The organism is Aeromonas sp. BIGb0445, assembly GCF_024809075.1.
GTDB lineage: Bacteria > Pseudomonadota > Gammaproteobacteria > Enterobacterales > Aeromonadaceae > Aeromonas > Aeromonas rivuli.
On sequence record NZ_JANUES010000008.1, the window covers coordinates 1 to 14,491 of the forward strand.

Annotated in this window: 11 protein-coding genes; 7 read left to right on the forward strand and 4 right to left on the reverse strand. The window is 61.0% G+C overall.

Going from position 1 to position 14,491, the window contains the following annotated elements; all coding sequences use genetic code 11:
* Positions 1 to 271: 271 nt before the first annotated feature.
* From M2367_RS14905 to ilvY, 3 genes are all read right to left on the reverse strand, one after another.
* Entirely contained in the window at positions 272 to 2,848 is a 2,577-nt protein-coding gene (locus tag M2367_RS14905; protein ID WP_259237132.1) for an acetate--CoA ligase family protein, read from the reverse strand.
* A 74-nt stretch (positions 2,849 to 2,922) separates the two neighbouring features.
* Entirely contained in the window at positions 2,923 to 3,114 is a 192-nt protein-coding gene (locus M2367_RS14910) for a hypothetical protein (protein WP_224431692.1), read from the reverse strand.
* Between the two features lie 100 nt (positions 3,115 to 3,214).
* Positions 3,215 to 4,108: an HTH-type transcriptional activator IlvY gene (ilvY, locus tag M2367_RS14915; RefSeq protein WP_042039838.1), complete on the reverse strand. Its 894-nt coding sequence runs from the start codon at positions 4,106 to 4,108 to the stop codon at positions 3,215 to 3,217.
* 246 nt (positions 4,109 to 4,354) lie between these two features.
* Here ilvY and ilvC point away from each other — a divergent pair, with 246 nt between their 5' ends.
* Positions 4,355 to 5,836 (forward strand): ketol-acid reductoisomerase, encoded by a 1,482-nt coding sequence (ilvC, locus tag M2367_RS14920; RefSeq protein WP_259237133.1) that lies wholly within the window; start codon positions 4,355 to 4,357, stop codon positions 5,834 to 5,836.
* 129 nt (positions 5,837 to 5,965) lie between these two features.
* Here the strand turns inward: ilvC and pgi are convergent, their stop codons facing one another.
* A complete protein-coding gene (pgi, locus tag M2367_RS14925) occupies positions 5,966 to 7,615 on the reverse strand; it encodes a glucose-6-phosphate isomerase (protein ID WP_259237134.1) in 1,650 nt (549 codons plus the stop codon).
* Positions 7,616 to 7,962: 347 nt separating this feature from the next.
* Here pgi and M2367_RS14930 point away from each other — a divergent pair, with 347 nt between their 5' ends.
* The 6 genes from M2367_RS14930 to ccoG all read left to right on the forward strand — a co-directional run bounded on the left by M2367_RS14930 (position 7,963) and on the right by ccoG (position 14,449).
* A complete protein-coding gene (locus tag M2367_RS14930) occupies positions 7,963 to 8,151 on the forward strand; it encodes a holin (protein WP_259237135.1) in 189 nt (62 codons plus the stop codon).
* 134 nt (positions 8,152 to 8,285) lie between these two features.
* Complete coding sequence (locus tag M2367_RS14935; protein WP_259237136.1) at positions 8,286 to 10,664, forward strand: heavy metal translocating P-type ATPase; 2,379 nt, start codon at positions 8,286 to 8,288, stop codon at positions 10,662 to 10,664.
* Positions 10,665 to 10,789: 125 nt separating this feature from the next.
* Entirely contained in the window at positions 10,790 to 11,179 is a 390-nt protein-coding gene (gene cueR / locus M2367_RS14940; RefSeq protein WP_259237137.1) for a Cu(I)-responsive transcriptional regulator, read from the forward strand.
* A gap of 174 nt (positions 11,180 to 11,353) precedes the next feature.
* Positions 11,354 to 12,508, forward strand: a complete 1,155-nt coding sequence (locus M2367_RS14945; RefSeq protein ID WP_259237138.1) for a GGDEF domain-containing protein — start codon at positions 11,354 to 11,356, stop codon at positions 12,506 to 12,508.
* Positions 12,509 to 12,537: 29 nt separating this feature from the next.
* On the forward strand, positions 12,538 to 12,801 hold the full coding sequence (locus M2367_RS14950) for a YihD family protein (protein ID WP_042039844.1): 264 nt from the start codon (positions 12,538 to 12,540) through the stop codon (positions 12,799 to 12,801).
* 196 nt (positions 12,802 to 12,997) lie between these two features.
* Complete coding sequence (ccoG, locus tag M2367_RS14955; protein ID WP_259237139.1) at positions 12,998 to 14,449, forward strand: cytochrome c oxidase accessory protein CcoG; 1,452 nt, start codon at positions 12,998 to 13,000, stop codon at positions 14,447 to 14,449.
* Positions 14,450 to 14,491 lie beyond the last annotated feature (42 nt).

The following is a 14,491-nucleotide window of genomic DNA, read 5'->3' on the forward strand; positions in this document are numbered from 1 at the left end:
AGCGCCGATGGTAGTGTGGCATTCGCCATGCGAGAGTAGGACACTGCCAGGCTCCTAATTACGGTCACAGCGATGTGATTGGCCACAAATGCAGAGGCATTTGACTGGTAGCAAGACCCTGAAAGCCCGCTCTCACGAGCGGGCTTTTTTCATGCCTGAAATTCGTTGCTGTGACAGCACATCGGCACCCCCATTCAACGGGCTGGCAGGTGCTTGCCAGCGGATCTGCCGAGCCAGACCGCCATGCTGAGCTAACCGATGGGAGCTAGACTTATTCTTCTGACCCGCCACACGGCAGCAGCATCTCCACCACCCCCTCTTCCAGCTGCATATCGATGCGAAAACCGAGCCGCTTGGCGAGCGTGATCATGCCCTGGTTGATGGGCATCGTCATACCGGACAACTGGCCTATCTGAGCCTCCTTGGCATAGCGGATGATCTTCTCCATCAGCAGGGTGCCCAGCCCCAATCCTTTCAGATCTGACCTGACTAATATTGCGAACTCGGCATCTCGCTTGTCCGGGGTGGAGATGGCACGCACCACCCCCAGGATTTGCTGATCAAAGACACCCCCTTGCCCTACCGCGACGAAGGCCATCTCCCGGTCGTAATCGATTTGAGTCATGCGGGCCAGCTCCTCATGACCGAGTTCTCCCACGTCGGCGAAGAAGCGTTTGTATCTGTCCTCATCGGAGACCTGCAATACGAACTGCTTATGGGCCGGTTCGTCTTCGGGACGGATCGGGCGCAGCAGGACATGGCTGCGATCTTTTAGCCAGGCCCCCTCTTCAAGCTCTGTGGGATAGGGTCGTATGGCGAGTGTGCTACTGGCTGCGCTCGGCTGGTCATGGAGGATCAGGCTGGCATCGAGCACCACCATCTCGTCGCCACAGGCCTGCAGCGGGTGGAGATCCAGCTCGTGGATCTCGGGGAAGGCGAGCAGCAACTCGGAAAGCTGACACAGTACCTGGGCCAGGGCCATGATATCGAGGCGCTCCGGGCTCGCTTGTTCCCTGATCTTGCGGCTCTTGAGGGCTTCGATTATTTGATAGCGGGCCAGAGCCTGATTGAGAGGGGGCAGGGCGGCCACCATCTCCCGGGGCTCGGCCCCGGACTCTCCCAGCAGTATCACGGGGCCAAATACCGGATCCTGCTGAATGCGGATCCTCAACTCCAGCCCCCCGCTCCGCCTGGCCATGCGTTGTACCAGCAACCCCTCGATCCTTGCGCCCGGATCATGCTGACGTACTCGGTCCAGGATGGCATCGGCGGCCTGGGCCACCTCGCTTGAGGTGCGCAGGTTGAGCATGACTCCGTGTACCGATGATTTGTGGGCTATGTCTTGGGATCTCAACTTGACCGCTACCGGGTAGCCAATCTGCTCGGCGGTCAGGGTTGCCTCTATGGCATCGGTGACTATCCAGGTGGGCAGGGTGGTCAGTCCGCTCGCTTGCAGCAGGGGCTGCACCAGATGGGTATCCAACCTGTACTGTTTGCGGCTCAGGGCCTGCTGGATCAATTTCTTGCAGAGGGCCAAGTCCACTCTGTCCCCCTGCAGGGAGGCGGGCGTTTCCATCAACTGCTTCTGGTTGCGGCGATATTCCACCATGTGCATAAAGGCGTTGACCGCACTTTCGGGCGTGCGATAGGTGGGGATGCCCGCCTCGTTGAACAGTCGCCTGCCCTCCTGGGCGGAGAACTCCCCCGCCCAGTTGGTCAGCAGATTGAAGCGTCTGGCTCTGGGGTGTTGCTTGAGGTAATCGATGAGGTTGCGGGCCAGCTCCACGCCTCGAGCCGTGAGGGAGGGGGCATGGATCAGCAAGATGGCATCGGCCTCATCCCCCTGCAGCACGTTGTCGAGGGCATCCTGATAGGCCTGGATATCGGCGTCGCTGCCGATGTCGAGGGGGGCGGCCGCCAGCTTGCCACCACGCTCTTGCAGCACATCGGCTGCCATATTGGCCAGGCCGCGGCCATTGGAGATGATGGCCAGCCGCTCTCCCTTGAGGTGCAACGAATGATTGAGTGTTTCCACGGCGGCAAACAGCTCGTGGGTGTCGCGCACTCGCAGCATGCCGGCGCGACGAATGGCCGCGTCATAGACGTTATCCAGGCCGTGACTCGGATCGTGGCGACCACTCTTGAGCACCAGGATGGGCTTGTTGCGCGAGGCCGCTCGCGCCGCTGAGAGAAAGTGGCGGGCATCATGCAGCTTGTCCATGTAGAGCAGGATGGCGCGGGTTGTGCCGTCTCGGGAGAGCTGATCGAGCAGTTGGCCAAAGTCGATGTCGCAGTGATCCCCAAGGGAGATGAAGGCGGAGAAACCGACCTCATGTTGCTTGGCCCAATCGAGAATGGTGGTGCTCACCGCCGCAGACTGGGAGAGAAACGCGACCTGACCAGGCTTGGCGGCGATGGGGGAGAAGCTGGCATTGATGCCTTGGCCAGGCAGCAGCATGCCCATGCTGTTGGGGCCGAGCAGGCGAATGCCGTACTGATGGCGCAAGCGTTGCAGCTCGGCACGCTCCTGGTCGCTGAAGTCGCCAGCCAGTATGATGACGGCGCCGGCCCCTCGTTGACCCAGAGCGTCAACCAGGGGTAACACCCGTTCGCGGCGGGTACAGATGATGGCAAGATCCGGCGCGAGCGGCAGGCTGGCCACATCCGGATAGGCCAGCACACCGGCGATGGCCTGGCTATCGGTGCTGACCGGCAGTATGGGCCCCTTGAACTGACCTGCCAGCAGGTGGCGGATCACCACATGGCCCGCCTTCTGGGGATTGCTCGAGGCGCCGATCACGGCGATGGAGTGCGGGGTAAAGAGACGATCCAGGCCGCTGGGTTTCATGAGGGCATCCGTTGCTGGGCACAGAGCCTCAGTCTAACCTGTCTCAGGCGCGGGTTCTGTGACCAGATGCGGTATCAACGCTTGCCGAGTTCAGCAGCCATCAGATAGAACCGCATCTCCCCCTTGATCAGGCGCACCGCCGCCAGATGGCGGTCCTGGCGATAGATCTCCTGCTCCTGTTCCAGGCAGGCGCGGGGCAGGCCCATGCTCTGCAAGTACTCTTCAAACAACACCGGGCTCCTGATTTCGACGAGGTGATCCTTCATGGCGACTCCTTGGGTCTCCTTGAGTGAGGGGAGCCTAGTGTAGTCAAAGGGGGGGACGGTGATAGCTGTCAGATCTGTCATCACACAGGCCAGGCAGAGGCTAACCGTAGTTGTGCTGGCCCTTGGCTGTATCCCAAAACGCCTTGACCAGGGGCTCATCGAGCCGCTTCTTGAGCACTCCCATGCCCACATCAAACGGCTTGAGGGCAGGCTTGGGTTCGACGATGCGTACCTTTTCCCCCATGGGGCTGTGGTCTATGACGGCGGCGGGCACCAGACCCACGCCACAGCCAAGGGCCACCATGGCGACTATCCCCTCGTTACCTGCGACCTCGGCATAGATGTTGGGGGCGATGCCCTTGTTGCGAAACCACTGATCGCAGCGTTTGCGGGCCAGACCCTGCTCGGAGAGGATGAGCGGCAACCGCTCCCAGTCCGGCTCGCCATGGCGGAACCACTGGCTGAGCTGGGGGGCGGCCCGTGGCGCGATAAAGACCAGGGGCACTTGCTGCAGGCTGGCAAATTCCAGCTTGGCGGGCAGGGCGTCGGGGCGGGCGGCGATGGCGATGTCGACCTCTTCACTGAGGATCTTGTCGACTGCCAGGGCCGGGTCCCCGGTCTCCAGCTTGATTTCGAGCTGAGGATAACGACGGCGGAAGCGTTCCAGCACATCGGGCAACAGGAAGTAGCTGGCGGTGACAGAGCAGAATACCCGCAGTCGCCCCTGCAGGGGTTCGTCACTGCGCTTGAGTTCCAGGCGTAACCTGCGCCACTCCTGCATCAGATTGCCGCCGAACTCGCGCAGCTTCTCCCCAGCTGGGGTGAGCCGCACGCTGCGGTTGTCCCGCTCGAACAAGATGCAGCCGGTTTCCTGCTCCAGGCGCTGGATGGCGCGGCTCAGGGTGGAGGGGCTGACCGCCATGGCATCGGCACTCTTGCCAAAGTGCAAGCTGTCGGCGAGGTGGAGAAACAGCTCGAGATTACGAAGATCCATCTTTCAACTCCTGCGTCGGCCTGTGGTGACGAATATAAGGGTGCGGACAATGTCTCCCAGACATGGCTGTGGAGGGAAACACGGCGTGGGATAGTGCAGGTTAACATTTCAATTTATGCAACGTACTATTTCGAATATATCAGTTCAGGCAATATCTGTCCCGCGCTATAGTGGTTTGGTCAAGGCCCATAGCGGCACGGAATCACGCCCATAGCGGCTTGGAATTAATTGAACGGAGCAATCACCATGGCTAACTATTTCAACACCCTGAACCTGCGTCAGCAGCTGGCCCAGCTGGGCAAGTGTCGTTTCATGCAACGGGCCGAATTCGCCGACGGCTGCCTGGTACTGAAGGGCAAGAAGGTGGTGATTGTGGGCTGTGGCGCCCAGGGCCTGAACCAGGGTCTGAACATGCGTGACTCCGGGCTGGATATCTCCTACGCCCTGCGCAAGGCAGCCATCACCGAGAAACGTGCTTCCTGGCAGAAAGCCACCGACAACGGCTTCGTGGTCGGTACCTATGAAGAGCTGATCCCGAGCGCCGATCTGGTACTGAACCTGACCCCGGACAAGCAGCACGCCGACGTGGTGAAAACCGTGATGCCGCTGATGAAACAGGGCGCGACCCTGGGTTACTCCCACGGCTTCAACGTGGTCGAAGAGGGTCAGCAGATCCGCGCCGACATCACTGTGGTCATGGTGGCGCCCAAGTGCCCGGGCACCGAAGTACGGGAAGAGTACAAGCGTGGTTTCGGTGTGCCGACCCTGATTGCCGTCCACCCGGAGAACGATCCTAAAGGCGAAGGCATAGCCATCGCCAAGGCATGGGCCTCTGCGACCGGCGGCGACCGTGCCGGCGTGCTGGAGTCCTCCTTCGTGGCGGAAGTGAAATCCGACCTGATGGGCGAGCAGACCATCCTCTGTGGCATGCTGCAGGCCGGCTCCCTGCTCTGCTACGACAAGCTGGTTGCCGAGGGCGCCGATAAAGCCTACGCCGGCAAGCTGATCCAGTTCGGTTGGGAGACCATCACCGAATCCCTGAAGCAGGGTGGCATCAGCCTGATGATGGACCGCCTCTCCAACCCGGCCAAGCTGCGTGCCTTCGAGCTCTCCGAGCAGCTGCGTACCCTGATGCGCCCGCTGTTCGAGAAGCACATGGATGACATCATCGCCGGCGAGTTCTCCCGCGGCATGATGGCCGACTGGGCCGAAGACGATGCCAAGCTGTTCGGCTGGCGTGAAGAGACCGGCAAGTCTGCCTTCGAAAATGCCCCGGCGTTTGCTGGCAAGATTGCCGAGCAGGAGTACTTCGACAACGGCGTGGTCATGGTGGCCATGGTCAAGGCGGGGGTAGAGCTGGCGTTCGAGACCATGGTCGCGTCCGGCATCTATGAAGAGTCCGCCTACTACGAATCCCTGCACGAGCTGCCGCTCATCGCCAACACCGTCGCCCGCAAGCGTCTGTATGAGATGAACGTGGTCATCTCGGATACCGCCGAATACGGTAACTATCTGTTTGCCAACGCCGCCGTGCCGCTGCTGCGCGAACACTTCATGCCGACCCTGCAGGCCGGTGATCTGGGTGCCAGCAAGGCTGACAGCCAGAGCGTCGACAACCTGGCGCTGCTGGCCGCCAACGAGGCGACCCGCAACCATCCGATCGAACAGATCGGCCATGTGCTGCGCGGTTATATGAAAGACATGAAGCGCATCGCCGTCGGCGGCTAAGCTTCTTCAGGGTGGGGGTGACGACTCCCGCCCGCTGACTGGCCTGGACACCCGATCAGCACAGTATCAGTGCCAATAAAAAGCCCCGCTCGATGAGCGGGGCTTTTGCATGCAGTCAACGCCGGGACATCAGGCCTTCCAGGCTTTCCAGGTGTTGATCAGACCATTGGTCGAGCTGTCGTGGCTGGTGACGGCACTGTCGCCGCTCAGCTCAGGCAGGATCTGATTGGCGAGCTGTTTGCCGAGCTCTACCCCCCACTGGTCGAAGCTGAAGATGTTCCAGATTGCGCCTTGCACGAAGATTTTGTGTTCGTACATGGCGATCAGGCTACCCAGCGTCTTCGGGGTCAGGCGCTTGAACAGTATGCTGTTGGTCGGGCGGTTGCCTTCAAACACCTTGAAGGGGGCCAAGGCTTGCGCCTCCGCCTGGCTCTTGCCCGCGGCCAGCAGTTCGCCAATCACCTGATCCTGATGCTTGCCAAAGGCCAGGGCCTCGGTCTGGGCAAAGAAGTTGGCCAGCAGTTTCGGGTGATGGTCACCGATAGGGTTGTGGCTGATGGCCGGCGCCAGGAAATCACAAGGGATCAGCTTGGTACCCTGGTGGATCAGCTGGTAGAAGGCGTGCTGGCCGTTGGTGCCCGGCTCACCCCAGATGATGGGGCCGGTCTGATAGTCGACCTTGTTGCCATCGCGATCCACGTACTTGCCGTTGGATTCCATGTTGCCCTGCTGGAAGTAGGCGGGGAAGCGATGCATGTACTGATCGTAGGGGAGGATGGCCTCGGACTCGGCGCCATGGAAGTTGTTGTACCAGAGACCGATCAGCGCCAGCAGCACAGGGGCATTCTGCTCATAGGAGGCGGTGGCGAAGTGCATGTCCATCTCGAAGGCGCCTTGCAGCAGGGCTTCGAAGTGCTCGAAACCGAGGGAGAGGGCGATGGGCATGCCGATGGCAGACCAGGAGGAGTAGCGGCCGCCGACCCAGTCCCAGAATTCGAACATGTTGTCGGTGTCGATGCCGAACTCGGCCACGGCCTTGCCGTTGGTGGAGAGGGCGGCGAAGTGTTTGGCCACGTGGGCCTTGTCACCGGCGATGTTGATGAACCAGTCCCGGGCGCTCAGGGCGTTGGTCATGGTCTCCTGGGTGGTAAAGGTCTTGGAGGCCACCAGGAACAGGGTGGTTTCCGGATCGATCTGCTTGAGGGTCTCGGCGATGTGGGTGCCATCGACGTTGGAGACGAAGTGCATCTGCAGGTGGTTTTTGAAGGGACGCAGCGCCTCGGTGATCATCACCGGGCCCAGATCCGAACCGCCGATACCAATATTGACCACATGCTGGATTGCCTTGCCGGTATAGCCCTTCCACTCGCCTGAGATGACCTTGTCACAGAAGGCTTTCATCTTGGCCAGCACGGCGTTCACTTCCGGCATCACATCCTTGCCGTCGCACTCAATCGGGCGATCGGAGCGGTTGCGCAGGGCGGTGTGCAGCACGGCACGGCCCTCGGTCTGGTTGATCTTGTCGCCGTTGAACATGGCATCGATGGCACTGCGAAGGTCAGTCTCTTTGGCCAGATCAATCAGCAGCTTGAGGGTCTGCTCGGTGATCAGGTTCTTGGAGTAGTCGACCAGGATGTCGCCGCCAAAGGTGAGGGAGAACGTGTCAAAGCGCTTGGCATCCTTGGCAAACAGCTCCTTGAGCTGCATCTTGCCCTCTGCGGCGAAGTGAGCATCCAGAGCCTGCCAGGCCTGGGTCCGGGTTGGATTGATATTTTTCATAGGATTCCTGAGATTCCAAATTGTATTTGAACCTTGCAGGCAAGGTTCCCGCCAAACCTTATTATTGTGGTTAGTATACCGAGCCGGTGAGTGGACTCATGTAACAGAGTGTCTCGCCCTGGCCGCACCCAGTTTACATTCAAAACCCCCGAATTATGAGCCAGCCCTGTGGCGGTGGCATTGAGCCTGCTCATCTTTTATCCGGCTTGTGTCGTTGGGGATCGGGTCAGGGTGGGTCCGTTTGCACATTTATTGCGCCAGATCAGCGTGAGTCCAGCCTGGCGTGGTTACGCTTTGACCACAAGGATCCAGGTCTCCCATGGATGGCCACGCCCGAGGAGATTGATATGAAATCCACCCTGTCCCTGTTTGCCCTTAGCCTGATAGCCACCGGTCTCATTGGTCTGTTGACACTGTTGGCCGCCCGCCTGAGCCCCTCCCTCGATGTGCGAGTACTGGCGGTCATGGGCGCCATGCTCGGCGGCTATCTGCTGGCTCGTCCGCTGCTCAACCGGGTGGCTCGTCACCTGGTCTGAGCGGTAACCCCGGCAGTTGGGGCGAGGAGATGCGTATTTCGATGACGAGGCTTTGCCTCGTTATTTTTTATGCTTGAGCTTCCCCTTACAGTAAAGGTTAAGGTTTCTGCACAGTGAGTCGCAGGAGGCTTATCATGACCATATCCATCCAGGTGCCGATCCGCGGCATGAGTTGTGCCAACTGTGCCAGCCGCATAGGAACGGCACTTAACCGGATCGACGGTGTCGAGGCCAGTGTCAATTTCGCCCTGGAGCAGGCCGCCGTGGCACTGCAGAGCGAGACGCAACTACCCGACGTCGTGGCGAGCATTCGCCAGCAAGGCTATGAGGTGCCAAGCGAGGGAGTCGATTTTCAGGTGAGCGGCATGAGCTGCGCCGCCTGTGCCAGCCGCATCGAGCGTGCCCTCGCGGCGCTGCCGGGCATAGAGTCGGCCGAGGTCAACTTCGCCACCGAACTGGCCCGGCTCAGGCTGCTGCCCGGCTTGCTGAGCCCGGCCGCGGTGCGGGATCAGATAGTGGCGCTGGGCTTTGGTGCCGAACTGGTACGCGGCAGCGTGACCTCGCGCCAGCAACAGTTGCAGGCCCGGGAGGCACAGGAGCGCACAGAGGCGAAGCGGGCGCTGGGTCAGGTGGTGATCGCCGCCCTGTTGACCCTGCCGCTGCTCATGGGGATGTTCGCCATGGCAGGCTTGTTGAGCTGGCATCTGCCCGCCTGGGCCGAGTGGGCGCTGGCGACCCCGGTGCAGTTCTGGATAGGGGCGCGCTTCTATCGTGGGGCCTGGCTGGCGTTGAAAAACAAGGCCGCCAACATGGATGTGCTGGTCGCGACCGGTACCAGCGCCGCGTATTTCTATAGCCTCTACCTCTGGTTGAGTCTGGGGGCCGAGGCTTCTGGCCACCTCTATTTCGAGGCGAGCGCCCTCATCATCACCCTCATCTCGCTGGGCAAGTTGCTCGAGACCCGCGCCCGGCGCAGCACCCAGTCGGCCATCCGCGAGCTGATGGCGCTGAGGCCCGATACTGCAACCCTGTTACGGGGGGAGGAGTGGGTCAGCGTCTCCGTGGACGAGGTGTTGCGAGGGGACACGCTGCGGGTGCTGGTCGGCGAGCGGGTGCCGGTGGATGGTCGCATCATTCAGGGGAGCAGCGAGCTGGACGAATCCATCCTCACCGGTGAGAGCATGCCGGTGCTGCGGGGGGTCGGCGATGCGGTGCTGGGCGGCGCCATCAATGGCTCCGGGGTGTTGACCATCCAGGCCACCACTGTGGGTGAGGACTCCAGCCTCAGCAAGATCATCGCCCTGGTCGAGCGCGCCCAGATGGGCAAGGCGCCATTGCAGCAACTGGTCGATCGCGTCTCGGCTGTGTTCGTGCCGGTGGTGATGGTGATTGCCCTGCTCACCCTGCTGCTGTGGTGGGTGTGGGCAGGTGACTTTGGTCAGGCCCTGTTGGCGGCGGTGGCGGTGCTGGTCATTGCCTGCCCCTGCGCCCTGGGGTTGGCCACGCCAGCCGCCATAGTGACCGGCACCGGGGTGGCTGCGCGTCACGGCATACTGATCAAGGACGTGGATACCCTGCAGAAGGCCCATGCCATCAAGGCGCTCATCTTCGACAAGACGGGCACCCTGACCGAAGGAAGGCCAGTGCTGCAGAGCTGGAGTGGTGATGCGGACTCCCTGCGGCTGGCGGCGGCTCTGCAACAAGCGAGTGAACATCCCCTGGCCCGGGCCATGGTCGAGACGCAAGGCGAGCTGGTGCTGCCCGAGCCCCGAGAGGTCGAGGTGCGGATCGGGGCCGGTATTCAGGGGGTGGTCGAGGGGCACAGGGTCGCGATTGGCAATCCTGCGTTGATGGCGACCCTGGGGCTGGTGGTCGAAGTGCCCGAGAGTCTGGATGGGGCGACCCGGGTCTGGGTCGCCATCGATAATACCCTGGCCGGGGTAGCGGTGCTGGCAGACAAGCTGCGCCCCGAGAGCCGGCCGGCGGTCGCCGAGCTGGCATCACGGGGCATCGAGAGTTGGCTGGTCAGTGGCGATGCCGCGGCTCCCGTGGCACATATCGCCGCCAAGTTGGGGCTGACCGGGGCCTTCGACTCCGTCCTGCCGGATGGCAAGGTGGCCAAGGTTGAGGCGCTGCGTGAGCAGGTTCAGGGGTTGGTGGCCATGGTGGGGGACGGGGTGAACGATGCCCCCGCGCTGGCCGCGGCCGATGTTGGCATTGCCATGGGGTCGGGATCGGATGTGGCGATGGAGACGGCCTCCATCACCCTGATGCGAGCCGATCCACGGCTGGTTGCCGATGCCATCGACATCTCGGCGGCCACCTGGCGCACCATACGCCAGAACCTGTTCTGGGCCTTCGCCTTCAACGTGATTGGCATTCCCCTGGCGGCGCTGGGTTATCTGAGCCCCGAACTGGCAGGGGCGGCCATGGCCCTGAGCAGCGTGATGGTATTGAGCAACTCGCTCTTGCTCAAGCGTTGGCAGCCCAAGGCCGGGCGGGCATCACGCTGAGCTGCGTAGCTTACATGTTTGGGTGAACACAGTGACGATGGGGCGGGGGATGACCCGGCCTGCTCGTTCGATGTTGCAACAGTACGCCGGCCGCCAGTGGCGCAGCCGGCAATCAGGAGTCAGTCATGAATATCAGCAAGGCCGCTCAGGCCACAGGCCTCAGTGCCAAGACCATCCGTTATTACGAGAGCATTGACCTTATCACCCCCCCTCAGCGCAGCGATAACGGCTATCGCAGCTATGGGGAGGAGACGGTGCGCGAGCTGCATTTCGTCAAGCGAGCGCGGGAGACCGGCTTCAATCTGGAGGAGTGTCAGGAGTTGCTGGTGCTCTATCGCGACAAGCACAGAAGCAGTGCTCAGGTGAAGAAGCTGGCTCAGGAGAAGATCGTCGATCTGCGCGATCGCATCAAGGGGCTGCAGGCCATGCTGACCAGCCTGGAGGGTCTGGTGACCTGCTGTCACGGGGATGACAGACCCGATTGCCCCATCCTCGACGAACTGGAGAAGGGGTGAGCCATCACCAGGGACAATATGCATTTAAAATGTTGATTGTTATGTATTTTATTGAGAATCAGACTGCGCTGGCAGCGGCCTTGGCTGACTGAGTGGTTAATAACTGGCCGTTTGTTGTTGGCTGCCGGGGGCTGGGATAGACTATGCGGCCATCGCAAATGGAGTACCTTCCCCTTGAGCCAGAGTGTGACACGACAGGTCAGGCAAGCCATCATGGCTCAGCTCTATACCCATGCCTCGTTCAGTCTGCCCTGTCTGGCGCTGTTGGCCCTGGGATGGGCGCTGCTGTTCCATGATTACCTGCCCGCCATCGAGGCGCTGACCTGGCTGGGCATGGTGCTGTTGACGCTCTGTGGCCGGGGATGGCACCTGCGCTGGCGTCAGTCCCGGCTCGATACTACCCCCCTGGCCCTGCTCGAGCGGGAGCTGTTCATCGGGGTGACCATCACCTCCATCGTCTGGGCCCTCGGCGTATTGCTCTATATGGGTCAGCTGCCCGACGCCTATCGCGCCGCCATGATGATGCTGACCAGCCTGATCCTGACCGGCAGCGCCATCATGCTGTTTGGTAGCCGACGTGCCTTCTATGGCGCCATGTTGCCCCTGGGACTCGCCATCTTGTTCGAGCTGGCGCAGGGCAATGAGCAGGAACGGATCGTCGCCTGCATGCTCTCGGGCTATCTGTTTGTGTTCCTGCCGACCCTGCTGCGCCGTCTGCGCCGGGATCAGGCCGCCTCCCTCTATCATCGTTTTTCCAATGCCAACCTGGTCGCCGAACTCAAGATTGTCTCGGAACATCTCAAGCTCACCTCGCGCCGTGACGGCTTGACCGGCATCGCGAATCGCGCCCATCTGGATCACTGTCTGACCAAGGCGTGGCGCCGTTGTCATCGGGCTCAGGCGCCACTCTCCCTGGTGCTGATAGACGTGGATTATTTCAAGCAATTCAACGATCACTACGGCCATCAGTCCGGTGATGAGTGTCTGCAACAGGTTGCAGCCCTGCTCGGCAAGGTGCCGCGCCGCGAAGATGATCTGGCTGCTCGTTATGGGGGGGAGGAGTTTGCCCTCTTGCTGCCTTGCACCAGCATGCAAGGCGCCTTGCAGGTGGCTCAGCAGGTGCGTGATGCCCTCAAGCAGATCCAGATCCCCCATCAGAAGTCGCTGGTCTCTGGCCAGGTGAGCTGCAGCTTCGGGGTGGCAACCCTGGTGCCGGATAACCACTTCGAAATTACGGATTTAGTGCAGAAAGCGGATGCGGCTCTCTATCAGGCCAAGCATAATGGCCGGGATCGGATCGAAGTCGCCTTGATGGGTAAGGTGGCTTGACTCATTACTGACAGATAAAGAGGTCGTCTATGCAATGTCATCGTATCGAAGAGCTGCTCGAGCTACTGCAACCCGCCTGGGTCAAGGAGCAGGATCTCAGCCTGGTGCAATTCGTGGCCAAGCTGGCCGAAGAGGCTGGCTTCAAGGGCTCGCTCTCCGAGCTGACCGATGACATGCTGATCTACCACCTCAAGATGCGCGATGCCGACAAGCAGGCGATGATCCCGGGTCTGGCCAAGGACAGCGTGCCAGACTTCAAAGAAGCCCTGCTCAAGGCGCGTGGCATCAAGTGATCCCCGCTCGACCTGGCTGGCAGGGTCGGGTTTCAAGGGAATCTGAAAGAAAGGCGCATGGTCAACTGGCAATGGGCCTTTTTTGTTGCTGAAAATTGCGACAGCGCTCCAATATTCAACAGATCAAACCCACACTGTTAGCAGGCTGTTTAAGATATAATCCGCGCCATAACAATTACTGGAGTGATGGGTAGCAATGGCCGACCAGGAGAAGATCGACATCAAGGATGTCACCGACACAGGCGTGACCGGGAGCTTCAACCCGAATGCCTTCAAGTCGAGCGACGACAGGTTCAATCCGGGCAATCGTATCTATGTGCGGGCCCAGACTGGCCGCTGGCAGCGATTGCGCAAGCTGATGGGCTGGTTCTTCATGGTGCTCTTCGTCGCCCTGCCCTGGCTGCGTTATGACGGCCGACAGGCCATCTTGTTCGATATCGGCAACCAGCAGTTCCATATCTTCGGCGCCACCATCTGGCCTCAGGATCTCACCCTGCTCGCCTGGGTGTTCATGATTGCCGCCTTCGCCCTCTTCTTCGTGACCACCTTCCTGGGGCGGGTCTGGTGTGGCTATCTCTGCCCGCAGACGGTGTGGACCTTCATGTTCATCTGGTTTGAAGAGAAGTTCGAGGGCTCGGCCAACAAGCGCCGCAAGCTGGACGCGTCCCCCTGGAATACGGACAAGCTGCTGCGCAAAGGCGCCAAGCACCTGGCCTGGATCCTGCTGTCGCTGGGCACCGGGCTGACCTTCGTGGCCTACTTCCAGGATGCCACTGCGCTGATACCCGAGTTCTTTACCGCTTCAGCCTCGGGCTGGGTCGCCTTCTGGGTCATCTTCTTCGCCGCCTGCACCTATGGCAACGCGGGCTGGATGCGCGCCATCATGTGCATCCACATGTGCCCCTATTCCCGCTTCCAGTCCGCCATGTTCGACAAGGACACCTTCATCGTCGGTTATGACACCAAGCGCGGCGAGCACCGGGGCCCCCGTCCCCGCAAGGTGGATCCCAAGACCCTGGGCCTGGGGGATTGCATCGACTGTGATCTCTGCGTGCAGGTCTGCCCGACCGGCATCGATATCCGTGACGGCTTGCAATACGAGTGCATCAACTGCGGCGCCTGCGTCGATGCCTGTGATAACACCATGGAGCGCATGGGCTACGAGAAGGGGCTGATCAGCTACACCACGGAGCACAAGCTGGAGCACGACAGCACCCATGTGGCGCGGCCCAAGCTGCTGGGCTATGGCCTGGTGATGGTGATCATGTTGGGGGTGTTCGCCTACAACGCCATGTCCATCATGCCCATGGGGCTCGACATCATCCGGGATCGCAACCAGCTGTTCCGCGAGAACAGTGAGGGTCTGATAGAGAACACCTATACCCTCAAGATCCTCAACAAGACCCTCCATGCCCAGGTCTTCGAGCTGGATGTGGAGGGGCTGCCCGAGCACCAGTGGTTCGGTCCGCGGGAGGTGACCCTGAAGGCTGGCGAGATCTATACCCTGCCCATCAGCCTGGCCGTGGATCCCTACAACCTGAAACGGCCGACCCTGGATATCCAGTTCGTGCTCAGGCGGGCCGATGCGGCCCCTGATGATGGCAAGGCAGAGCTGCGTCAGGCCAGCAAGTTCATCAGCCGATTGTGAGGATGATATGACGCAAATGGCGGGCCAGTTTCGCCAATCATT